The sequence below is a fragment of the Bradyrhizobium sp. 170 genome, from assembly GCF_023101085.1.
Taxonomy (GTDB): Bacteria; Pseudomonadota; Alphaproteobacteria; order Rhizobiales; family Xanthobacteraceae; genus Bradyrhizobium.
In genome coordinates this window covers 8,475,974-8,499,164 of sequence record NZ_CP064703.1, presented here as the reverse complement: position 1 = coordinate 8,499,164, position 23,191 = coordinate 8,475,974, and the positions used below count along the sequence as shown (strand labels likewise).

General features: G+C 63.5%; 15 protein-coding genes. 12 read left to right on the top strand and 3 right to left on the bottom strand.

Going from position 1 to position 23,191, the window contains the following annotated elements:
* Nucleotides 1–462: 462 nt before the first annotated feature.
* The gene (locus IVB05_RS40060) at nt 463–6,060 is read left to right on the top strand and encodes a VCBS domain-containing protein (RefSeq protein ID WP_247781575.1); all 5,598 of its coding nucleotides are present in this window, start codon (nt 463–465) and stop codon (nt 6,058–6,060) included.
* Nucleotides 6,061–6,251: 191 nt separating this feature from the next.
* Nucleotides 6,252–8,477, top strand: a complete 2,226-nt coding sequence (locus IVB05_RS40055; protein ID WP_247781574.1) for an adenylate/guanylate cyclase domain-containing protein — start codon at nt 6,252–6,254, stop codon at nt 8,475–8,477.
* Nucleotides 8,478–8,680: 203 nt separating this feature from the next.
* On the opposite strand, the gene IVB05_RS40050 is transcribed toward IVB05_RS40055, so the two are convergent.
* The gene (locus tag IVB05_RS40050) at nt 8,681–10,294 is read right to left on the bottom strand and encodes an ABC transporter substrate-binding protein (RefSeq protein ID WP_247781573.1); all 1,614 of its coding nucleotides are present in this window, start codon (nt 10,292–10,294) and stop codon (nt 8,681–8,683) included.
* Nucleotides 10,295–10,503: 209 nt separating this feature from the next.
* On the opposite strand from IVB05_RS40050, the gene IVB05_RS40045 reads away from it, so the two are divergent.
* The 7 genes from IVB05_RS40045 to IVB05_RS40015 all read left to right on the top strand — a co-directional run bounded on the left by IVB05_RS40045 (nt 10,504) and on the right by IVB05_RS40015 (nt 17,889).
* Nucleotides 10,504–12,162, top strand: coding sequence for an ABC transporter substrate-binding protein (locus IVB05_RS40045; RefSeq protein ID WP_247781572.1), 1,659 nt, complete (start codon nt 10,504–10,506; stop codon nt 12,160–12,162).
* 217 nt (nt 12,163–12,379) lie between these two features.
* Nucleotides 12,380–13,333 carry an ABC transporter permease gene (locus IVB05_RS40040; RefSeq protein ID WP_214493978.1) on the top strand — a complete coding sequence of 318 codons (954 nt, stop codon included), beginning with the start codon at nt 12,380–12,382 and terminating at the stop codon, nt 13,331–13,333.
* An 11-nt stretch (nt 13,334–13,344) separates the two neighbouring features.
* Nucleotides 13,345–14,223: an ABC transporter permease gene (locus tag IVB05_RS40035; protein WP_247787355.1), complete on the top strand. Its 879-nt coding sequence runs from the start codon at nt 13,345–13,347 to the stop codon at nt 14,221–14,223.
* Nucleotides 14,224–14,226: 3 nt separating this feature from the next.
* The gene (locus IVB05_RS40030; RefSeq protein ID WP_247781571.1) at nt 14,227–15,306 is read left to right on the top strand and encodes an oligopeptide/dipeptide ABC transporter ATP-binding protein; all 1,080 of its coding nucleotides are present in this window, start codon (nt 14,227–14,229) and stop codon (nt 15,304–15,306) included.
* Complete coding sequence (locus IVB05_RS40025) at nt 15,303–15,500, top strand: hypothetical protein (RefSeq protein WP_161851613.1); 198 nt, start codon at nt 15,303–15,305, stop codon at nt 15,498–15,500. Before IVB05_RS40030 ends, IVB05_RS40025 begins: the two co-directional genes overlap by 4 nt.
* On the top strand, nt 15,497–16,909 hold the full coding sequence (locus IVB05_RS40020) for an amidase (protein WP_247781570.1): 1,413 nt from the start codon (nt 15,497–15,499) through the stop codon (nt 16,907–16,909). Before IVB05_RS40025 ends, IVB05_RS40020 begins: the two co-directional genes overlap by 4 nt.
* Entirely contained in the window at nt 16,906–17,889 is a 984-nt protein-coding gene (locus IVB05_RS40015; RefSeq protein WP_247781569.1) for an ABC transporter ATP-binding protein, read from the top strand. The genes IVB05_RS40020 and IVB05_RS40015 overlap by 4 nt, the downstream gene beginning before the upstream one ends.
* A gap of 166 nt (nt 17,890–18,055) precedes the next feature.
* Here the strand turns inward: IVB05_RS40015 and IVB05_RS40010 are convergent, their stop codons facing one another.
* Nucleotides 18,056–18,295, bottom strand: a complete 240-nt coding sequence (locus IVB05_RS40010) for a hypothetical protein (protein WP_247781568.1) — start codon at nt 18,293–18,295, stop codon at nt 18,056–18,058.
* A gap of 139 nt (nt 18,296–18,434) precedes the next feature.
* Here IVB05_RS40010 and IVB05_RS40005 point away from each other — a divergent pair, with 139 nt between their 5' ends.
* The 3 genes from IVB05_RS40005 (at nt 18,435) to IVB05_RS39995 (ending at nt 22,130) form a co-directional block, all read left to right on the top strand.
* Complete coding sequence (locus tag IVB05_RS40005; protein WP_214493972.1) at nt 18,435–18,704, top strand: GlsB/YeaQ/YmgE family stress response membrane protein; 270 nt, start codon at nt 18,435–18,437, stop codon at nt 18,702–18,704.
* 373 nt (nt 18,705–19,077) lie between these two features.
* Complete coding sequence (locus IVB05_RS40000) at nt 19,078–20,823, top strand: type I secretion system permease/ATPase (protein WP_247781567.1); 1,746 nt, start codon at nt 19,078–19,080, stop codon at nt 20,821–20,823.
* Complete coding sequence (locus IVB05_RS39995; RefSeq protein ID WP_247781566.1) at nt 20,820–22,130, top strand: HlyD family type I secretion periplasmic adaptor subunit; 1,311 nt, start codon at nt 20,820–20,822, stop codon at nt 22,128–22,130. The genes IVB05_RS40000 and IVB05_RS39995 overlap by 4 nt, the downstream gene beginning before the upstream one ends.
* A 160-nt stretch (nt 22,131–22,290) precedes the next feature.
* Here IVB05_RS39995 and IVB05_RS39990 read toward each other — a convergent pair whose 3' ends face one another.
* Nucleotides 22,291–23,181, bottom strand: coding sequence for a hypothetical protein (locus IVB05_RS39990; RefSeq protein ID WP_247781565.1), 891 nt, complete (start codon nt 23,179–23,181; stop codon nt 22,291–22,293).
* Nucleotides 23,182–23,191 lie beyond the last annotated feature (10 nt).

The window sequence follows — 23,191 nt, the reverse complement described above, 5'->3', positions numbered from 1 at the left end:
GGTGCAATATTTACGATTTCGAAAGAATCGCGGGTCACCGAATTAACCCTGCTGGAGGGACTCTCGGGCGGACGATTACAACCTGCTCTGGATCGCGCGAACGGGATGCCGGCTGACAATACGCATCCAACGATCCGGCCAAGTGACCGGCTGCCAGGCGGCTGTCTCTCCTCTTGGGAAGTTGCGTTCGGTGCGGTGCGGCAAAGATAAGCTATTATGACTGCTTGTTTTTTATGCCTGGGCCAGGGGCCGTGCCTGTTTTTCGGTAGGTCCGGTCAGGGCTCGCCTTTTCCTCGCCACACTTTCGCCCGACACTTTCCCGGACCTTTTCGGTCCTGTTGCAGACTTACCCCATATCGAGGGTATTCGCGGCATGCCTGCTTTTGTGTTCCTTACCTGCGTGGTATCAAAACTCCGCAGGGAAATTTCATAATTCTTAACCATTTAGAATTTGGTGCCCCATTGAACTACGCCGGTAAATTCGGATCGGGCGGCCTCGGCCCTGATTCCGGCGTGGAAATTGATCTGGGGCTGCTGTCACAGCCCGGCCATCTTTCGCCTTCCGGCAATTTCCATGTCGACAAGGTTTCGACACATGCGCCGTCCGACGCCATAATTATTTCTGACGCTCATCTGCTGTTCCACGGCGACTTCAAGCGGTCGGGTGTCGACCTGGTCCTCACCAGTGGCGACCACGAGCTCGTGCTGCGTGAGTACTTCAAGGGCGAGAAACGCGCCGCACTGGCTTCGCCCGACGGTGCCCACCTCACCGGTGACATCGTCAACGCGCTGGCTGGGCACACCCAGTTCGCGCAGGCCGACGGCAGCGCCAGCGTCGCGCCTGCGCTCATCGGCCATGTCACCAAGCTGACGGGCAGCGCGACCGCGATCCGCAACGGCGTCTCGATCATCCTGAACCAGGGTGACACCGTCCACAAAGGCGACGTCGTCCAGTCCGGCTCCGATTCGACGCTCGGCATCACCTTCATCGACGGCACCGTGTTCGGCCTCGCGTCGAACGCCAAGATGGTGCTGAACGAAATGATCTACGACCCCAACGGGTCGGACAACAAATCGCTGCTCAGCCTGGTGCAGGGCACGATTTCGTTCGTCGCCGGCGCCACCGCCAAGAAAGGCGACATGAAGGTCGACACTCCGGTCGCGACCATGGGCATCCGCGGCACCGCGGTGCTGGTCGAGATCGATTTCGAGGTGCCGTCGCAGGGCGGTGCGCCGCCGGCGAAATTCCAGGTGCTGGTCGAGCCCGACGGCACCACCGGCTCCTACATCCTGTTCGACAAGACCACGCTGACACAGATCGCAACCGTCAACCGGGCCGGCACGCAGACGATCATCAATGGCCAGGGCTCGGTCAGCTTCCAGTCGTCCGTGCAACTGTCGCCCGACGCGCAGAAGATCATCAGCGACGTGTTCTCGCTGAAGTTCACCGACCTGAACAACCCGAACACCAAGCTCACGACCAACCACACCGATACGATCGTTCCGGAAACGGTGTTCCTCAGGCTAGCCAGCAACGATCTCGTCCCGGTTACGCTTCATCTCCTCAACATCCCGGACAAGCCGGCACCCGCTCCGGCGTCGGGCCCCGAACCCAAGCTCGTGCACATTCCCGGCCCGCCGCAGGCGGCCGCGTCTGGCGGCGCGTTTACCGAACGCGCCGTTCTCACCGGCAGCGCCGCCATCGACAGCACGTCCGGCACGGTCAACTATGTTGATCTCAACGCCGGCGATATTCCGAGCGTCAGTGCGCAGTTTTCTTCCTTTGCCTATCAGAACGCGCAGGGCGCCAACGTCACCGCCACGCTGACGGCGGAGCAACTGGCCGCGATCAAGGCGGTCGAAGTGCCGCTCTCCGTGGCGCAGGACCCCAACGGCAAGAACACCGGCCAGGCGACCTGGACCTACAACATTGCCGATGGCGCCTTCGACTTCCTGGCCGTCGGCGAGACTCTGACGCTGACCTATCTGGCGCGGGTCGACAACAACTACGCGCCGAACAACGAGACGACGTTCGTGCCGTTTACGATCGTCATCACCGGCACCAACGACAAGCCGACGCTTTCCGCGACCGGCGGCACGATCACGGAGCGGATCGGCACCGGCAATACGGCGGTCGATACCGTGACCGGCACCGTCACCTTCGTCGACGTCGACCTGACCGACCGTCCCGTCGTCAGCGCGGCGATCTCCGCAACCGATCCGTTCCGCTATTACGATGCAGAGGGTAACGACGTCACCGCGACGCTGACGCCGGCGCAGTTGGCGGCGATCCTGGCCGTTGAGGTGCCGCTGAGCGTGGTGCAGACGGCCGGAAACACCCACAACGGCTCGGCGACCTGGACCTACAGCATTGAGGACAGCAAGTTCGACTTCATCGCCAAGGGCGAGACGCTGACCCTCAACTACGTCGCCCAGGTCGACGACGGCCATGGCGGCGTCGTCTCCACGCCGATCACGGTCTCGATCCATGGCGCCGACGTCGTCGTCACCGGCACCAACGACGTGCCGACCATTGCCACGACGAACGATGCCTTTGCCGAGCTTTCGAACCTCAACCAGCCCAACCCGACGGGGTCCACCGCGCTCCATACGGCCTACGGCACCATCAGCTTCACCGACGTCGACCTGACCGACCGGCCGGTGGCGAGCGCCGCCTTCACTTCGTTCACCTACCTGAACGCCTACAGCGTCGACGTCACCTCACAGCTCACGGCCAAACAACTCGCGGCGATATCAGCGGTGGATGAGCCGGTGACGGTGGTGCAGTCTCCCAGTAATACCAATGACGGTTCGGCGAGCTGGAGTTACAGCACGGCCGACGGTGCGTTCGACTTCCTTGCCTACGGCGAGATCCTGACGCTGATCTACACGGCAACCGTCGATGACGGGCATGGCGGCGTGGTGACCAAGCCGATCACCGTCACCGTCACCGGCAGCAATGATACGGCTGAAATTACCAGTGACCCGCAGACCGCGACCCTCGCCGAACGCGCCGACACCCACGGCTCGGCGGCGCCGGATACCGCAAGCGGTGCGATCAAATTCGTCGATGCCGATCTGACCGATACGCATGACGTCAAGATCACAGGCGTCCACGCCTCCGGCGTGATGACGGGGCTTGCCAACGGCACGGTCCAGCTCAGTTGGCTGTCGCTGGGGGCGCTTACCGATTCCACCGATGGCGTGCAGGGTTCGAAGAGCTGGTCGTTCTCGGCGCCGGATAATTATTTCGACTACCTCGCCGATGGCGAGATGGTCACGCTGACCTACACGGTGGAGGTCGACGACCATCTTGGCGGCGTCACCTCGCAGGACATAGTCGTCACCGTCAACGGCAGCAACGATGCGCCTGACATCGCTGATATCGCGCAGCAGGGCCTCGCCGAGCAGGCCGATACCGCGCCGTTGGCGACGACGATATCAGTCAATTTCACCGATCTCGACCTGTCGGATGTCGGCCACAGCGCAACCATCAGCGGCGCGTCGGCGACCGGCACCACCACGGGCCTTCCGCTTGACGAGGCCGCGCTGATCGCGCTGGTGACGCCCGGCGCGGTGATCAAAGCCGCCGGCTCCTCGGCCGGCTCGGTCGACCTGTCATTCTCAGCGGTCTCGACCGCGTTCGACTATCTGGCGAACGGCGAGATCCTGACGCTCACCTACACGGTTTCGATCGACGATGGCGATGGCGGCGTGACGCCGAAGGCCTTCGTGATCACCGTCACCGGCACCGACGACGCGCCTGTCATCGCCAGCATCGGGCAGCAGTATCTGACCGAACAGACCGACGCCAAGCCGCTGACCGCGACCATCCCGGTGACGTTCACCGATGTCGATCTGACCGATGTCGGCCATAGCGCGACGGTCACCCATGCGGTGGCGACCGGCACCACCACAGGCATTGCGCTTGACGAAACAGCGCTGATCGCGCTCGTGACGCCCGGCGCTGTCACCAAGAATTCCGGTTCGTCGGCCGGCTCGGTCGATCTGTCGTTCTCGGCTGCTTCAACGGCGTTCGACTATCTGGCGAAGGACGAGGTCCTGACGCTGACCTATACGGTTTCGATCGACGACGGCGATGGCGGGGTAACGCCCAAGACCTTCGTCGTTACGGTCACCGGCACCGACGACGCGCCTGCTATCGCGGATATCGCGCAGCAGAACCTGACCGAGCAGACCGATACCGCACCGTTGAGCGCGACGATCCCGGTCAGCTTCACCGACGTCGACCTGACCGATGTCGGCCATGCCGCTGCGATTACCGGTGTGGTGGCGTCCGGTGAAACGACAGGCCTTGCGCTCGACGATGTGGCGCTGATTGCCTTGGTGACACCAGGCGCTGTCACCAAGAATTCCGGCTCGTCGTCCGGTTCGGTCGATCTGTCGTTCTCGGCGGCCTCGACGGCGTTCGATTATCTGGCCGAGACCGAGTCCGTTGCGCTGACCTATACGGTCGCGATCAACGATGGTGATGGCGGGATCACGTCACAGACTTTCACGATCACCATCACCGGCACCAACGACGCGCCGGTCCTGACCGCGTCGGCTCCGTCGCTGATCACGATTACCGAAGACGAGACCGCGAATGCCGGCCAGAGCGTCGCCTCGTTCCTCGGAGCCAGCATTGCCGACGTCGATCACGGCGCGCTGCAAGGCATCGCAATCACCGCGACGACCAGCGCGCATGGCCACTGGGAATATTCCACCGAGGGCAGCACGTTCGTCGCCTTCCCGGCGGTGTCGGGCGGCTCTGCCCTGCTGCTGGCGGCGGCCGACATGGTCAGGTTCGTCCCCGACGGCGAAGATGGCGGGACGGACACGTTCACGTATGTGGCGTGGGATCAGACGACGGGCATCCATGGCACCCTGGCGGACGTCTCGGCATCGGGCGGCTCCGCCGCCTTCTCTGTGACGTCGAATACCGCAACGCTGACAGTGACGGCGGTCAACGACGCGCCGACCGCGGCCGCGCCTGCGACGCATTACGCTGCGACTGAACAAACGCCGCTGGTCATCAGCGGCACCGGCTTGCATGTCGCTGATATCGATGGCAACGGCAGCACCGAAACCGTGACCCTCTCCGTCAGTGAAGGCATCCTTGATGTCGACCTGGGTGCAAATGCCGTTTCGGTCACCGGCAACGGTACGTCCGCTGTGACGATCACCGGACTGGTCGACTACATCGAAGCGCTGCTCGCCGGAGACAATTCCGGCGCGATCAGCTACACCGCGAATTCGAACAATCCGAGCGCATCGACCGACCTGACGCTGTCCGTCAACGACGATGGCAACAGCGGATCGGGTGGCGGCCAGACCGCAACCGCCACCGCGACCATTGATATCACGCCGGTTAACGAGGCGCCGGTCCTGAGCGCCGAAAGCATCAGGGTTGAGGAGAACGAAGACGCCGCAGTTACCACCACCGTTTTTGACATCAAGTTGTCCGATGACGACCAGGCTTCCGATGTGACGATCACGGCGAGCGCTTTGCACGGCACGCTTTCACCGGTGGATGTGGGCAAGGTTTCGGAAATCAATGCGCAGTTTGCCAACGGCATCATGTACACGCCGACGGACTACAACGGCGATACCAAGCTGAACGATATCGTCACGGTGACTGCAACGGACGCAAATGGCCAGAGCGACATCTTGAACTTCGTGTTCCAGCAGTCCGGATGGGGTGGCGCCACGCTCGTAGGGACGACCGAAAAGGACGTCATCTTCGCAACGGAAGGCAATGATACGCTGACCGGCGGTGCAAGCGCCGACCAGTTCGTGTTTGCGCCGGAATCCCAATATGACCCGAGCGCCGATGAGATCACCGACTTCACGCAGGGCGAGGACCATATCGATCTCCGCGCGTTCGCCCAGTTCGTGAACGCTGAAAACATCACTGCGTGGCTTGGCAATCCCGACCATGTGACGACCAGCGGCTGCGACAAGCTGATCACGCTCGATACTGGCGACACCATCACCCTCAAGGGGCTTGCCACCGCCAGTCTGCATGCGAGCGACTTCATCGTGTCGCCGCATCACTAGAGCCTTTTCCGTTCCGATGGAATCGGAACGGGGCTCTAGATTTTTGCTTTGACGCGTTTTCTTGACGCGAACCGGTTTCCACTTCGCTGGAAAACGCTCTAGTATGGCGCTTCGCCACCCGCGCTAACTCAGGGATATCGATGCCATCTTCTGGCTTGTCTGGCGCCGTCAGTTAGCAAACAATCGAAGCCATGAAGCTCCGGGCCCTACCGAGGTGGTTCAAGCGGCGCATCGGCTATGCCCGGCTGCTGTGCCTTGCGCTGCTGATCGGGTTCGCAGCCCTTCGCGTCGCCGACCCGGCCCCCGTCGAGGAAATTCGGGTCAGGACCTTTGATGCCTTCCAGCGCATCGATCCGCGCAAGAAGACCGCAAGGCCGGTCACAATCGTGGATATCGACGACAAGAGCCTGGAAAAGCTCGGGCAGTGGCCGTGGCCGCGCACCCGGATTGCGGACCTCATTACCGAGCTGACCCGGCTCGGCGCGGTCGTGATCGCGTTCGACGCGGTGTTTTCGGAACCCGACCGGCTCAACCCTGCCTATGCGGCCGACACCTTCCGCAATCTCGACGAGGAGACCCGCGCCAGGCTGCGCGCGCTGCCGAGCAACGACCAGGTCTTCGCCGACGCCATCAAGGCTTCCCGCGTCGTGCTCGGCGAATCCGGGTTGCCGGAGGAAATCACAGCCCTCGACAAGACGCTGCCGGTCACCGGGCTCGCGATGCTGGGCGAGGAGCCGCAGCGCTTCATGTTCGATTTCCCCGGCCTGTTGCGCAACGTGCCGGTGCTGGAGCATGCCGCCGCCGGGCGGGGCCTGTTCACGATCAAGCCCGAGCGCGACGGCATCGTGCGGCGGGTGCCGATGATCATGCAGGCGCAGGGCCAGACCATGCCTTCGCTGACGTTCGAGATGCTCCGCGTCGCCACCGGTTCGGGCACGATCCTGATCAAGGCCGAAAAGGCCGGCATCAAGAGCATCGGCATCAAGGGTCTTCAGATCCCGACCGACCGTAATGGCCAGATTTGGGTTCACTATGCCCGCAACGATGCCTCGATCTATGTCCCCGCGATCAACGTGCTGGAAAAGAACGTCGCGCCTGACATGATCGCCGGCAAGCTGGTGCTGATCGGCACCTCGGCGGTCGGCCTCAACGACATCAAGACGACGCCGGTTTCGCGCGCCATGCCCGGTGTGGAGATCCACGCCCAGGTGCTCGAGACCACGTTGTCAGGCGAGGTGATCTCGACGCCGATCTACGGCATCGCCGTCGAGTTCGCGACCGCGCTTCTGTTTGGACTGCTGGTGATCGCGTTCGCGCCCTTGTTCGGACCGGTCACGCTGGTCGCCCTCGGGGCCGCGTTTGCGACCGCCCTGATCGGAACGTCGGTGTATTTCTACGCGCAGCATCGGCTGCTGATCGATTTTACCTATCCGTTGATGTCGACTACGTCGATCTACCTGACGCTGATCTTTTCGAGCTTCGTGCGCGAGCAGCAACAGCGCAAGCAGATCCGCGGCGCCTTCGCGCAATACATGTCGCCGGTGCTGGTGGAGCAGCTCGCGCAGTCGCCGGAAAAGCTGGTGCTCGGCGGCGAGGAGCGCGAGATGACCATCATGTTCTCCGACATGCGCGGCTTCACCTCGATCTCGGAGACCTACAAGAACGATCCGCAGGGCCTCACCACGCTGATGAATCGCTTCCTGACCCCGCTCACCAACGCGATCCTCGCGCGCAAAGGCTATATCGACAAATATATGGGCGACGCCATCATGGCGTTCTGGAACGCGCCGCTCGACGACAAGATCCATGAGCTCAATGCTTGCGAGGCGGCGCTCGACATGCTGGAACACGTCGACGAGCTCAATCAGGCGCGCGAGCAGGAGGCAAAGGAAGAAGGGCGTCCATTCATTCCGCTCAATGTCGGCGTCGGCCTCAATACCGGCATCTGCGTGGTCGGCAACATGGGATCCGATCTCAAGTTCAACTATTCGGTGTTCGGCGACAGCGTCAATCTGGCCTCGCGCCTCGAAGGGCAGTCGAAGGAATACGGCTTCCCGATCATCATCGGCTCCAGGACCGCGCTGGCGGTCAAGGACAGGTTCGCAATCCTCGAACTCGACTTCATCATGGTGAAGGGCAAGAAGGAGCCGGAGGTGATCTACGCCATCGCCGGCCGCGAGGACACCGCGCAGTCCGGCCGCTTCCAGCGCCTGCGCAATCTGACCATCGAGATGCTCGCCTGCTATCGCAACCGCGACTGGGACGGCGCGCTCGCGGCCATCGCGCGCGGCCGCAAGACCGACGAAGCAAATTCGCTGGAGCTGCTTTACAATCTCTACGAAGCCCGCATCCGCGGCTATCTCGAAAATCCGCCGCCGGCAGACTGGAACGGCGCGTTTGCGCTGCTGACGAAGTGAGAAGAACGTAGGATGGGTGGAGCGAAACGATACCCATCAAGTCCCTGCGCGGAAGCGTGATGGGTTTCGCTGCGCTCTACCCATCCTACAGAGCGCGCTAAAGAACGTAGAATCGTAGGGTGGGCAAAGCGCAGCGTGCCCACCATTTCTTGCGTGCATGCCGATGGTGGGCACGGCGCTATGCGCCTTTGCCCACCGATTCCCTACTCCAGCCCGATCTGCGTCAGATCCTGGAACCAGTGCTGCGCCTGCACGAACTTCTTCACCCTCGGCGACAGCGCATGCGGGTTGGTGTCGTGCACGACCCAGACCAGCGTGGCGTCGTCGACGATCGCTGCATGTGCCTGCGCCAGCAGTTCATCCTGTTTGGCGACATCGAACGTCTGCTTGGCTTCGTCGATCAGCGCGTCGACCTTGGGGTTCTTGTAGCCGCCCCAGTTGACGCCAACCGGCGCGATCTGGCCGGAGTGGAAGAAGCGGACAATCGCATAGAGCGGATCTGATGTGACATAGGCGATGTTGTTGGAGGTAATGCCCGCGTTCATCTCGTCGGCCGCACCTTTGCGCCATGCCGTATATAACGTCTCCAGCTCGACCACCTTGAAATCGATCTCGATGCCGATTTCCTTGAAACTCTGCTGCAGGAATTCGTTCATCGGCAGCGACAGCATCTGCCCGGTGCCGCCTTGCGCGATGATGAAGGTCGTCTTCAGCGGCTTTTCCTTGGAGTAGCCCGCCTCCTGCACCAGCTTCTTCGCCGCCGCGACATCATACTTGAGTTCGAAGGACGGCTTGCCAAACCACGGGCTCGACGGGTCGACCTGACCCTTGGCAGGCTTTGCCAGGCCGTTCATCAGCCCGACCACGGCCTCGCGGTCGATCGCGAGGTTCAGCGCCTTGCGAAGCCTGACATCGGTCCAGGGCGAGCCGGGCAGCACGCTCAAATGATAATTCCAGACATGCGGCGTGACGTTGTCGACGATCTTCATCCCGGCGGATTTTAGCTGCGGCACCGCGTCCGGCGCCGGCGTCTCGATCAAATCGACCTGGGCCGCCAGCAGCGCATTGGTGCGCGTCAGCGCTTCCGGCATCGGGATCAACACGATCTTGTCGGCTTTGGGAATTCGCTTGCTGTCCCAATAGTCGGCGTTCCTGGTCAGCTCGGCGAGTTCGCGCGGCACCAGTTTTGTGAGTTTGAACGGTCCGGTGCCGGAGGGCTGGCTGGCGAACTTGTCCCAGTCCTTGCCGAGCTTTTCATATTGCGCGGGGCTCGAGACCAGGAACCAGAGCATCTGATACGGGAAGAACGAATCGACCGCCTTGGTCGTGATCTCGACCGTGTCATCGTCGACCTTGGCGTAGCTTGCAACCGAGGGCAGGCGGGTCTTGACCTGCGCGCTCTGGCGCTTGTCGAACTGCGGTGCCTTGTCATTGAGCACCTTGTCGAGATTCCAGATCACCGCGTCGGCATTGAACGCGCTGCCGTCATGAAACTTGACGCCCTTGCGCAAGGCAAAGCGCCATTTTTTCTTGTCAGCCTCGTCGACCTTCCATTCGGTGGCCAAGCCCGGCACCAGCTTGCCCGGCCGGTCGGCCACGTCCATCTCCCAGGCGACCAGGGGATCGTAGATCGTGTAGGCCGAGAACTGGTAGGCGCCGGCGCCGCGGTCGGGCTGGCCGGTGGTCAGCGGAATGTCCGCCATCGAAATGCCGTAGCGCACAACGGTCTCCGCCTGCGCCGAAATCGTGGGCAAGCCAAGAAGGAATCCGAGGGCTATTGCCGCGGCAGCAAGAAGCATCGAATATCGGGTGCGCATGATTTAAGCTCCATCGGGCGGGGGTTGGAGCTAAAAAATGCAAGCTTGGTGCCAGATGGAGCATGGACAGCGCGCTTGCACGCGCACTCATAGGGAGTTGTGCGGCCAATGGCCCCTGGCGAAGCGCCTGCTTTAGTACCTGCCTTGGCACAGGCGTTGCATACCGTTGCATAAGAAATAGTCACCCAAGTCGAGAAGGATTGCTGCATATGCGTAACGACAAATCGAAGACGACGGCCACCGCGTGGCTGCTGGCGACGGCGCTGGTGGTAGGGCTGCCGCAGGTCGCGAGCGCCGAAACGGTGCTGCGGATCGGCATGACCGCTGCCGATATTCCGCGCACGCTCGGCCAGCCCGATCAGGGTTTTGAGGGCAACCGCTTCACCGGCCTCACGATGTATGACGGCCTGACGCTGTGGGACCTGTCGTCGGCCGACAAGGCGAGCGTCATGATCCCCGGCCTCGCGACCGAGTGGAAGGTGGATGACGCCGACAAGAAGAAGTGGACCTTCAAGCTGCGTTCCGGCGTCAAATTCCATGACGGCAGCGACTTTAACGCGGATGCGGTGGTCTGGAACGTCGAAAAAGTGCTGAAGCAGGATGCGCCGCATTTTGACGCCAGCCAGGTCGGCGTCACCGCCTCGCGCATGCCGACGCTGGCCTCCGCCCGCAAGATCGACGACATGACGGTCGAATTGACCACCAAGGAGCCGGACAGTTTCCTGCCGATCAACCTGACCAACCTGTTCATGGCCAGCCCTTCGAAGTGGCAGGCGTTCTATGAGAAGGCCGAAGGCGCCGACGCCAAGGCGAAGTCGCAGGCCGCCTGGGCTGCGTTCGCCCGGGACGCCTCGGGCACCGGTCCCTGGAAGATGTCGAAGTTCACGCCGCGCGAGCGGCTCGAACTCGTGAAGAACGACGGCTATTGGGACAAGGCGCGCGTGCCCAAGGTCGACAGGATGGTGCTGCTGCCGATGCCGGAGGCCAATGCCCGCACCGCAGCATTGCTGTCCGGTCAGGTCGACTGGGTCGAGGCGCCGGCGCCGGACGCGGTCAAGGAGATCAAGCAGCGCGGCTTCCAGCTCAAGGCCAATGAATCGCCGCATGTCTGGCCGTGGCAGTTCTCGCGCATCGAAGGCTCGCCCTGGAACGACATCCGCGTCCGCAAGGCCGCCAATCTCTGCATCGATCGCGAAGGCCTCAAGGACGGCCTGCTCGCCGGCCTGATGGTACCGGCCACCGGCACCTTCGAGTCCGGCCACCCCTGGCGCGGCAAGCCGACCTTCGAGATCAAGTATGACTTGAAGGCCGCGCAAAAGCTGATGCAGGAGGCCGGTTTTGGTCCGAGCAAGAAGCTGACGGTGAAGACGCAGACTTCGGCCTCGGGCTCGGGCCAGATGCAGCCCTTGCCGATGAACGAGTATCTGCAGCAGGCGCTGGCCGAGTGCTACTTCGACGTTCAGCTCGACGTCATCGAGTGGAACACGCTGTTCACCAACTGGCGCCGCGGCGCCAAGGATCCGACCGCCAACGGCGCCAACGCCACCAACGTCACCTACGCGGCGATGGACCCGTTCTTCGCACTGGTGCGCTTCCTGCAGTCGTCGATGGCGCCGCCAACGTCGAATAATTGGGGCTACATCAACAATCCCAAGTTCGACGAGCTGGTGACCAAGGCTCGCCAGACCTTCGACCCCGCGGCGCGTGACGCGGCGCTCGCCGAACTGCACGCAGCCTCGGTCGATGACGCGGCGTTTCTTTACGTCGCTCACGACGTCTCGCCGCGCGCCATGAGCCCGAAGGTGAAGGGTTTCGTGCAGCCGAAGAGCTGGTTCGTCGACTTCTCGCCGGTGACGATAGCGCCGTAAGGTCAGGGCTTCGCGCTCGGTTTACCCTCTCCCCTTGTGGGGAGAGGGTGGATCGAATGAGCGAAGCTCGTTCGAGACGGGTGAGGGGTCTGTCTCCGCGGACATACATCCCTCATCTGAAAGACTTGCGTCCGCGGATAGAACCCCTCATCCGGCGCGAACCAAAATCCGCGCCACCTTCTCCCACAAGGGGAGAAGGGAAGAAGAGAGTTGCCCTGTGCTCGTCTATATTGCCCGACGTATCGTCTATGTGATCCCGATCGTGATCAGCGTCGCGCTGGTGTGCTTCCTGCTGGTGCACATCACGCCCGGCGATCCCTTGGTTGCGGTGCTGCCGGCGGATGCCTCGCAGGAGCTCGCGGCGCAACTGCGCACGGCCTATGGCTTTGACCGGCCGCTGCCGGTCCAGTTCGGGCTCTGGATGTGGCGGGCGCTCCATGGCGATCTCGGCAGCTCGATCGCCACCGGCCGCCCGGTGCTATCGGAAGTCTTGCGCGCGGTCGGCAATACCGTAACCCTCGCGATTGCCGCAGCCCTGATCGGCTTCACGCTCGGGCTGCTGTTCGGCCTGATCGCCGGCTATTTCCGCGACACCTGGGTCGACAAGGTCGCGACCTCGATTGCGATCGCCGGGGTCTCGGTGCCGCATTACTGGCTCGGCATGGTGCTGGTCATCATCTTCTCGGTGCAGCTCAACTGGCTGCCCGCGGTCGGCGCCGGTCCCGGCGGTTCGGGTTCGTGGGGCTGGGATTGGGAGCACATGAAGTATCTCATCCTGCCTGCGATCACGACCTCGGTGATCCCGATGGGCATCGTCACCCGCACGGTGCGCGCCCTGACCGGCGACATCCTTTCGCAGGATTTCGTCGAGGCGCTGCGCGCCAAGGGCCTGCGTGAGCTCGACGTGTTCAAACACGTCATCAAGAACGCGGCGCCGACCGCGCTCGCGGTGATGGGGCTGCAGCTCGGCTATATGCTCGGGGGCTCGATCCTGATCGAGACGGTGTTCTCGTGGCCCGGCTCGGGCCTGCTGCTCAATTCGGCGATCTTCCAGCGCGACCTGCCGCTGTTGCAGGGCACGATTCTGGTGCTGGCGCTGTTCTTCGTGGCCCTCAATCTGCTGGTCGATATCGCGCAGGCCGCGATCGATCCGCGCATCAAGCGGGGCTGAGCATGACCGTAATGTCGGATACCGCCCTGCAAGCCGCGCCAGCGGCCAAGGCGCGCGGCTATTGGGCCACTGTCGGTCGCCGCATTTCGCGCGACAAGGTCAGCATGGTCTGCGCGTTCGTGCTGGTGCTGATCTTCCTTTCCGCACTGTGCGCGCCATGGCTGGGGCTGGCCGATCCCTACCAGGGCTCGATGATCCGCAGGCTTCGCCACATCGGCACGCCGAACTATCCGCTCGGCACCGACGAGCTCGGCCGCGACATGCTGGCGCGGCTGATCTATGGCGGTCGGCTGTCGCTGATAATAGGCATTCTGCCCGTGATCCTTGCCTTCATGATCGGCACGTCGCTCGGGCTCGTCGCTGGCTATGTCGGTGGCAGGATCAACACCGCGATCATGCGCACCATCGACGTCTTCTACGCCTTCCCGTCGGTCTTGCTGGCGATTGCGATCTCCGGCGCGCTGGGCGCGGGCATCGTCAACTCGATCGTGTCGCTGACGATCGTGTTCGTGCCGCAGATTACGCGTGTGGCGGAGAGCGTTACTACCGGCGTGCGCAACATGGATTTCGTCGAGGCCGCGCGCGCCTCCGGCGCCGGACCTTTCACCATCATGCGCGTCCACATGCTCGGCAACGTGCTCGGCCCGATCTTCGTCTACGCGACGGGGCTGATCTCGGTGTCGATGATCCTCGCCGCCGGCCTGTCGTTCCTTGGCCTCGGTACCAAACCGCCGGAGCCGGAATGGGGCTTGATGCTCAACACGCTGCGCACCGCGATCTATGTCAATCCATGGGTGGCGGCGCTGCCGGGCGTCATGATCTTTGCGGTGTCGATCTGCTTCAACCTCTTGAGCGACGGCATGCGCAGCGCCATGGACATCAGGAACTGACACATGAGTGAGACGAGCCCGTCAGTCGAACTACTGGAGCCGGTCGAGGACATCGGTGGCGCGGCGCAGCCGTTGTTGCAGGTGTCGGGGCTGACAAAGCATTTCCCGGTGCGGGGCGATCTGTTCAGCCCCCGCAAAACCGTGCGCGCGGTCGATAATGTTTCCTTCTCCATCGCCAAGGGCGAAACGGTCGGCATCGTCGGCGAATCCGGCTGCGGCAAGTCGACCACCGCGCGATTGTTAATGCACCTGATGAAGCGCGATGCCGGAGATATTATCTATGACGGCCTGCAGGTCGGCCACGCGCTGTCGTTGCGTGAACTGCGCCGCGGCATGCAGATGGTGTTTCAGGACAGCTACGCCTCGCTCAACCCGCGCCTCACCATTGAAGACTCGATCGCGTTCGGTCCCAAGGTTCACGGCATGGCGGATGCCGCGGCGCGCACGCTGGCGCGGGAGTTGCTCGGCAAGGTCGGCTTGCGGCCCGAAACTTTTGCCAACCGCTACCCGCACGAGATTTCCGGCGGCCAGCGCCAGCGCGTCAATATCGCGCGTGCGCTGGCGCTGTCGCCGCGACTCGTGATTCTTGATGAAGCGGTGTCCGCGCTGGACAAATCGGTCGAAGCCCAGGTGCTCAACCTGCTCGCGGACCTCAAGCGCGAATTCGGCCTCACGTACTTGTTCATCAGCCACGATCTCAACGTGGTGCGCTACATCAGTGACCGCGTGCTGGTGATGTATCTCGGCGAGGTGGCCGAGCTCGGCCCGGTCGACAAGGTCTGGGATGCGCCGGCGCATCCCTATACGCGGGCACTGTTGGCCGCGATGCCGTCGTCCGATCCTGATAACCGCACCGAGACGCCGCCGATCTCGGGCGATCCGCCCAATCCGATCGATCCGCCGCCCGGTTGCCGGTTTCACACCCGTTGCCCGTTTGCGGAGCCGCTCTGCGCAAATGCGACGCCAAACCTCAGCGATCTCGATACAATGGGCCATCAGGCGGCGTGCTATATGGCCATTGCTGGCTCCGGGCACAGCCGCGCACCGGCCAAACAAAATGACGAGGGAGCAACCGCCGCATGACAAGACCCGACCCCAAGCAGGTCAAGGTAATGACCGACGTCGCCGGCGTGCCGCAGGATTCTGAGGTTTCCGCGCGCATCGCCAATTCCATCGGCCCGGCGTTCGATGGTTTTGCGCCCGTCGCCGGCACACTGCCGATGGATCTCGAGCCTGCAAGCTTCCTTCTCGTGCAGAACGCGAAGGTGTCGAAATGAGTGGCGAACCGGCCCTGATGTCGCTGGTGTCGGTTGCGAAAGCGATCGCCGGCAAGAAATTTTCCTCGCGCGAGGTCACGCAGTCCTGTCTCGACCGGATCGCGCAGTGGCAGCCGCGCGTCAACGCCTTCATGGCGATCGAGGCGGACGAAGCCCTCGCGGCTGCGGATGCCGCCGACGCCGCGCTCGCCAAGGGCAGGAATCTCGGCGTGCTGCACGGCGTGCCGATGGCGCACAAGGACATGTATTACGACGCCGGCAAGGTCGTCACCTGCGGCTCGAAGATACGCCGCGATTACGTGGCGACGACGACTTCCACCGCGTTGCAACGTCTGAAGGACGCCGGCTCCGTCAGGCTCGGTTCGCTGCAGATGGTCGAGTTCGCCTACGGCCCGACCGGCCACAACGTGCATTACGGTGCGGTGCGTAACCCCTGGAACGTCGATCACATCACCGGCGGCTCATCGTCCGGCTCCGGCTCGGCAGTCGCCGCGCGGCTGACCTTTGCCGCGCTGGGTTCCGATACCGGCGGCTCGATCCGGATGCCCGCGCATTTCTGCGGCGTCACCGGCTTCAAGACCACGGTCGGCCTGATCAGCCGTGCGGGGGCGATGCCATTGTCGCAATCGCTCGACACGGTCGGACCGCTCGCGCAAACGGTCGAAGATTGCGCGCTGCTGATCGGGCTGATGGCAGGAGCCGATCCCGAGGATCCGACTACGTCGACGCTCCTGGTGCCCAACTACATGGCCGAGACCACAGGCTCGCTCAAGGGCCTGAAGATTGGCGTGCCGTCAGCCTTCTATGTCGATGACCTCGATTCCGAAGTGGCGCGGGTGCTCGACGAGACCATCGCCACCCTCACGAAGGAGGGCGCCGAAATCGTCAAGGTCGAACTGCCGGACCAGCGCCAGCTCACCGCCGCCTGCCAGATCGTGCTCGCCACCGAAGCCGCCGCCTTCCACAAGCGCTGGATGATCGAGCGTCCCCAGGACTATGGCGCGCAGGTCCTGATGCGGCTGCAGAACGGACTCGCCATTCCGGCGGTGACCTATCTCGAAGCGATGCGCTGGCGCGGTCCTGCACTGGCGGCGTATCTCGCCGCGGTGACCGGCACCGATGCCGTAATCGCGCCGGTCGCGCCGATGCCGGCGGTGACGATTGCCGAGAGCGATGTCGGCAACAGCCTCGATGCGGAAGCCGTGATCCAGCGGATCACGCGCTTCACCCGGCCGATCAACTATCTCGGCCTGCCGTCGCTTTCGATTCCCACGGGCTTCACCAGGAGCGGCCTGCCGGTCGGCATGCAATTGATCGGCCGCCCCTTCGACGAGGCCGGGCTGTCGCGGATCGGCGCCGCGTTCCAGCGCGCCACCGACTATCACCTCCAGGTACCGAAAGCTGCATGAGCAACCTCGTCGAAATCCGCGACCTCAATATCCGCTTCACCGGCGAGCGCACGGTTCATGCCGTCAACGATATCTCGCTTTCGCTTGGCGAAGGCGAGGTGCTCGGCCTGCTCGGCGAATCCGGCTCGGGCAAGAGCGTGACCCTGCGCGCACTGATGCGGCTATTGCCGAAGAAGCGGACGCAGATTTCGGGCACCTTGAAGGTGCTGGGCCGCGACGTGCTGGCGATGAACGACGAACAGCTTTCGGCGTTCCGCGGTCAGACCGTTTCGATGATCTTCCAGGAGCCCGCGCTGGCGCTCGATCCCGTCTACACGATCGGCCACCAGATCGCGGAAAGCGTGATGCGCCATGAAGGCAAGAGCCAGAAGGAGGGGATGGCGCGCGCGCTGGAAATGCTGGAGGTGGTGCGGATTCCCTCCGCCAAGCGCCGTCTCGAGGTCTATCCGCATGAAATGTCTGGCGGCATGCGGCAGCGCGCCATGATCGCGCTGGCGCTGGCCTGCAAGCCGAAAATCCTTCTGGCCGACGAGCCCACCACGGCGCTGGACGCCACCGTGCAGATCCAGATCCTGCTGCTGCTCCGCGAATTGCAGCGCGAGTTCGGCATGTCGGTGATTTTCGTAACCCACGACATCGGCGTCGCCATTGAAATCTGCGACCGCGTCGCCGTCATGTATGCCGGCCAGATCGTGGAGCAGGGCCGCTTGCGCGACATCGTGCGCTCACCGGTTCATCCCTATGCCAAGGGGTTGTTGGCCTCGACCGTTCACGGCGCAAAACGCGGCCAGCGGCTGGAAACCATCCCGGGCACGCCGCCCTCGCTCGACAAGGCGCCTGCCAGTTGCTCGTTTGCGCCGCGCTGCAGTTTTGCGCAGCCGCGCTGCAGCGAAGGATTGCCACCCAATGTGCAGGTATCGCCGGATCGAACCGCGCGATGCGTGCTGGCGGAGGCGGCGGAAATATCTGCTGCTAGCTGATGTGATGAGGCTCGGCTCCGCGGGGGCGTTCCCCGGATGCTGCGCAGCGCGCCGCACTTTTGCGGCGTGGTGCGCTGCTGGTCCGAGGTCCAGATGTCGCGGCGCCAGGTCCCGGCTCTGCGGCGCACCGCTTCGCGCGGCGCCGCGTCCGGGACACGAGAGTGATTCACCCACCCAATCCCGGATCGGCCCAGCGTTCGATCTGCGCCGGTCCCACGACCTGCTTGGGTTGATGCGGATTGAGCGTGCCCGCGCTCGCCGTCAGTCCCTTGGCCAGGATCTGCATCGCAAATAGCTTGGCGTCGATTTCCGACTTAAAGGTGCGGGTCGAGCGGGCCATGCTCTCCGCGGTCTCATCCGTCTTGTCCGGACCAAAGGTCACATACCAAATATCGCCTTGTTTCATGCCGACATAACGCATGTGACGTAAAAAAGTTTCACTCGCAGGCGTAGTTGGATGGTGCGCGGTTTGTGGCTCGTCACATCGGACAAGAATGGGATAGGCTGTCGTCCGGCCTGCGCCGCCAACCCCGGGGGGACTTCAAATGCAGATTTCCAACGAAGGCATTCTCGTTATCCTTTTCGTCGGCCTGGTCGCTGGCTGGCTGGCCGGCAAGATCGTGCGCGGCACCGGCTTTGGCATCATCGGCGATATCCTGGTCGGCATCGCCGGCGCGCTGCTTGCGAGCCTGCTGTTTCCCAAGCTCGGCATTCGTATCGGCACCGGGCTGGTGTCCGAGATCGTCTACTCCACGATCGGCGCCATCATCCTGCTGCTGATCGTGCGGCTGGTGCGGACCGGCGGGCGGCTATAGGGACAGCCCGATGGCTTGAAGTCAGCGGCGGGGATTTGCGCAGGTCGCCTTGTGCCCTCCGGTAAGCCCGTCCGGAAGGTGCGGTAGAAGACGGCGGGCGGGTTCGGCGCCGGAAGCAGGGTGCGACTTGATCTCGAAGTCGGCCGGGTCTCGATGTCCGTGATCCTGGTCTCGTTCCCGGGCAGCCTGGGGCCCGAACCCGCCAAACGGCCGGTGCCGGCGTCAAATTTGCAGCCCAAACAGGCGGTTTCCATCTTCACCCCTCTTCATGGGGGTGAACTGGATATAGGTTAACGTGACTTAAAATAGACGGTGTCCAAAAACATCGCTAAAACCAGCACGTACCCTTATCCTTTTGAAGAGATACGCATAAATGGCAGCCGCTCCCGTCCGGCGTTCTGAGCTCGGTGAAGCGCTGCGCGCCTGTCGCAACGCCTTTATCGGCGTCGGCGTCATGAGTTGCATGATCAATTTGCTGTACCTCACCGGCTCGATTTTCATGCTGGAGGTCTACGATCGCGTGCTGCCGAGCCGCAGCGTGCCGACCCTGGTTGGCCTGGTGATTCTCGCGGCGGGTCTGTACGCCGCCCAGGGCGGCCTCGATCTGATCCGCGGTCGCGTTCTAGGCCGCATTGGCACCGCGCTCGACGAAGCCCTCAACACGCGCGTGTTCGAAACCGTGGTGCGGCTGCCGCTCTTGGTAGGCAACCGCAACGAGGGCCTGCAGCCGCTGCGCGATCTCGACAATGTCAGGTCGTTTCTCGGCAGCATGGGGCCGGGCGCGTTCTTCGATCTGCCGTGGCTGCCGTTCTATCTCGCGATCTGCTTTGCGTTTCACTGGCTGCTCGGCGTCACCGCTCTGGCCGGCGCCATCATTCTGGTGACTCTGACGCTGATCACCGAGTTCCTGTCGCGCGCGCCGGCCAAGGAGGCGATGACGCTGGCGGCGCAGCGGAGCGATCTGGCTGCCACCAGCCGGCGCAACGCCGAAGTGCTGGTCGCGATGGGCATGTCCGGACGCCTGACCAGGCGCTGGAGCGAGGCCAACGAGACCTATCTGGCGGGCAATCAGCGCGCCAGCGACATCGCGGGCGGCTTGGGGGCGGTCGCAAAAGTCTTGCGCATGATGCTGCAATCGGCGGTGCTCGCGGTCGGCGCTTACCTCGTGATCCACCAGGAAGCCACCGCCGGCATCATCATCGCGGGCTCGATCCTGAGCGCCCGTGCGCTGGCGCCGGTCGATCTCGCCATCGCCCACTGGAAGGGTTTTGTCGCCGCGCGCCAGAGCTGGCATCGCCTCTCCAGGTTGTTGGAGCAGGTACCCCCGTCGAACGCGCAGACCCTGCTGCAGGCTCCATCCAAGCGGCTGTCGGTCGAGGCCGTCAGCATCGTGCCGCCGGGCGACCAGCGCGTCATCGTGCAGGACGTTAATTTCGCCGTCGAGGCCGGCAGCGGCGTCGGCGTCATCGGTCCGAGCGGTTCCGGCAAATCGTCGCTGGTGCGTGCGCTGGTAGGCGTCTGGATGCCGGCCCGCGGCAAGGTGCGGCTTGATGGTGCGGCGCTCGACCAATGGTCGTCGGACGTGCTCGGCCGCCACATCGGCTATCTGCCGCAGGACGTCGAACTGTTCGCCGGCACCGTGGCGCAGAACATCTGCCGTTTCGATCCCGACGCGAAGTCAGAGGCGATCATCGCCGCCGCCAAGGAAGCCGGCGTGCATGAGATGATCATCAAGATGCGCGAGGGCTACGATACCCAGATCGGCGAGCAGGGCACGGCGCTCTCCGCCGGGCAGGCGCAGCGCGTAGCGCTGGCCCGCGCGCTCTACGGCGATCCGTTCCTGATCGTGCTCGACGAGCCGAACTCCAATCTCGACAGCGAGGGCGACGAGGCGCTGACCCGCGCGGTGCGCGGGGCGCGCGAACGCGGCGCCATCGTGGTCGTGGTGGCGCACCGGCCGATCGGCATCGAGGCGGTCGATCAGCTTCTGGTGCTGAAGGACGGCCGCATGCAGGCGTTCGGCCCGAAGGAAACCGTGCTCGGCCAGGTGCTGCAGCGGGTGCCGTCGCCGCCGCCGATCAAGATCGTGTCCGAAGCGGGAGCTGCGAAGAAATCATGACCGCCGAGTTGAAGGGCGCGCACCGCTCGATACGGATGCATCTCATCGTCGGCCTCTCGCTGATGCTGGTGCTCGCCGGCGGATTCGGCGGCTGGGCCTCGACGGTGCAGATATCGGGCGCGTTGATCGCGCCGGGTTCGGTGGTGGTCGATTCCAACGTCAAGAAGGTGCAGCACCCGACCGGCGGCGTGGTCGGCGAAGTCCGCGTGCGCGATGGCGATATCGTCAAAGCCGGCGACATCGTGGTGCGGCTCGACGAGACCGTGGTCAAGGCGAGCCTCGCCATCGTCGTCAAGACGCTGAACGGATTGTGGGCGCGGGCGGCGCGGCTGGAGGCCGAGCAGCGCGGCCTCGACAAGATCAAGTTCCCCTCACAGCTTGCCGATCGCGCCGACGATCCTGACGTGCGCGATATCATTGCGAGCGAAACCAAGCTGTTCGAGGTGCGCGTATTCGGACGCGCCGGGCAGAAATCGCAGTTGCGCGAGCGGGTGTCGCAGCTCAACGAGGAAATTGCCGGCCTCACCGCGCAGGAGCAGGCCAAGGACAAGGAAACCGCGCTGGTTGAGAAGGAGCTGGTCGGCGTGCGCCAGCTCTATGAACAGCGCCTGATCCAGATCTCGCGCCTGACGGTGCTGGAGCGCGATCACGCCCGGCTGTCGGGCGAGCGTGCGCAATACATCGCCGCCCGCGCGCAGGCGAGGGGCAAGATCACCGAGACCGAACTGCAGATCATCCAGATCGACAAGGACGTGGTCAGCGAGGTCTCCAAGGATCTCCGCGAGACCAACGACAAGATCGGCGAGTTCGTCGAGCGCAAGGTCACCGCGGAGGATCAATTGCGCCGCATCGACATCCGCGCGCCGCAGGACGGCGTCGTGCTGCAGTCGACGGTGCACACCGTGGGCGGTGTGATCACCGCCGGCGACGCCATCATGATGGTGGTGCCGCGGGCCGACGATCTCTCGGTCGAGGCCAAGGTCAATCCGCAGGACATCGACAAGCTGCAGATCGGCCAGAAGACGCTGCTGCGGCTATCCGCCTTCAACCAGCGCACCACGCCGGAACTCAATGGTGTGGTGGCGCGCGTCTCCGCCGACGTCACCACCGACCAGCGCACTGGCCAGAGCTACTACACCATCCGCGTCTCGCTGCCGCCGGCCGAAGTCACCCGCCTCGGCGACAACGTCAAGATCATCCCGGGCATGCCGGTCGAAGCCTTCGTCCAGACCGGCGACCGCACCATGTTCTCCTATTTGATGAAGCCATTCAGCGACCAGCTGATGCGCTCGTTCCGGGAGCGGTGAGGTCTGGGTGACTCTCTCCACTCGTCGTCCCTGCGAACGCAGGGACCCATAATCACCGGCTTTGGTTGTTGAACGAAAGCTGTCGAACAGCGTCTCTCAACACATGCGACACGGCGTATGGGTCCCTGCGCTCGCAGGGACGACAATGTGCCCCGTACCCCTACCTTCTGTCATATTCATCCGGCCCCATCGCCCACGCCCACTGCTCATGGCCGGGCGCGCAGGTGCGGTTGGTCTCGGCCGGATTTCGGTTGATCAGCGGCCGCATGAACATCGGGTGCGTGGCGCTGCGGACCTCGTGCTCGACGGTGAACAGATGCCTGCCGCCATCGAGGTCGACGATGTCGCGAAAGCGGTATTGATACTGGTTGTCTTCCTGCGAGATCAGGCCGCGCTCCCGCAGGCGGCGATAAGGACCTGAGAAATCCGTGATGTAGATCTGAACGTGGTGCCCGTCGAATTCCGGCAGCCGCCGATCGGTTTCGCGGAACTGCAGATATTGATCCTTCCCGACCTTGACCCGCGCCACGGCGCCGTCGCCGTTCAAAAACTCGGCCTGCATCCCCATGATCTCGGGATAGAAGGCGCAGATCGCTTTCGCGGTGCCTGCCGGTACGTCGAACTCGACATAGGGAATGCCGAGTGTGATGCGCCCGAAGCGCGCGGCGTCCGGCTCATAGCAGCGCACGCGGTTGCCCCAGGGACAGATCGCCTCGACATGGTCGTTATGCTCGGTGAATGCGAACGACGTTCCTTCCAGCTTTTTCGCGACCGACGCCAGCCGCTCCAGCAGCGCCTCGCGGCCGGCGATGACGATGCCGGTATGGCCGCGCAGCACCTGCGGCGTGCCATCAGGCAGATGAAACTGGCTCCTGCCGACATTGACCCACATGTTGGTGTCCGACACCATCAGATAGGGATCGCGGGTCAGCCCGAGGCCGGCGATATAGAACAGCGTCGCCAGCCGCTGATCGGGGATGGTGACGTTGACATGCTCGAAATGGATCGAGTTGCCGAGATCCTCTGCGGCGCGGTGGAACGGCTGTTGCATGACGAGATCC

Bases quoted from the DNA above. Each gene is read 5' to 3' on its own strand.
- IVB05_RS40010 (WP_247781568.1), bottom strand. From the start codon at position 18,295: ATGAAACAAGGCGATATTTGGTATGTGACCTTTGGTCCGGACAAGACG.
- IVB05_RS40035 (WP_247787355.1), top strand. From the start codon at position 13,345: ATGTCGGATACCGCCCTGCAAGCCGCGCCAGCGGCCAAGGCGCGCGGC.
- IVB05_RS40045 (WP_247781572.1), top strand. From the start codon at position 10,504: ATGCGTAACGACAAATCGAAGACGACGGCCACCGCGTGGCTGCTGGCG.
- IVB05_RS39995 (WP_247781566.1), top strand. From the start codon at position 20,820: ATGACCGCCGAGTTGAAGGGCGCGCACCGCTCGATACGGATGCATCTC.
- IVB05_RS40030 (WP_247781571.1), top strand. From the start codon at position 14,227: ATGAGTGAGACGAGCCCGTCAGTCGAACTACTGGAGCCGGTCGAGGAC.
- IVB05_RS40015 (WP_247781569.1), top strand. From the start codon at position 16,906: ATGAGCAACCTCGTCGAAATCCGCGACCTCAATATCCGCTTCACCGGC.
- IVB05_RS40000 (WP_247781567.1), top strand. From the start codon at position 19,078: ATGGCAGCCGCTCCCGTCCGGCGTTCTGAGCTCGGTGAAGCGCTGCGC.
- IVB05_RS40050 (WP_247781573.1), bottom strand. From the start codon at position 10,294: ATGCGCACCCGATATTCGATGCTTCTTGCTGCCGCGGCAATAGCCCTC.
- IVB05_RS40005 (WP_214493972.1), top strand. From the start codon at position 18,435: ATGCAGATTTCCAACGAAGGCATTCTCGTTATCCTTTTCGTCGGCCTG.
- IVB05_RS39990 (WP_247781565.1), bottom strand. From the start codon at position 23,181: ATGCAACAGCCGTTCCACCGCGCCGCAGAGGATCTCGGCAACTCGATC.
- IVB05_RS40055 (WP_247781574.1), top strand. From the start codon at position 6,252: ATGAAGCTCCGGGCCCTACCGAGGTGGTTCAAGCGGCGCATCGGCTAT.
- IVB05_RS40020 (WP_247781570.1), top strand. From the start codon at position 15,497: ATGAGTGGCGAACCGGCCCTGATGTCGCTGGTGTCGGTTGCGAAAGCG.
- IVB05_RS40025 (WP_161851613.1), top strand. From the start codon at position 15,303: ATGACAAGACCCGACCCCAAGCAGGTCAAGGTAATGACCGACGTCGCC.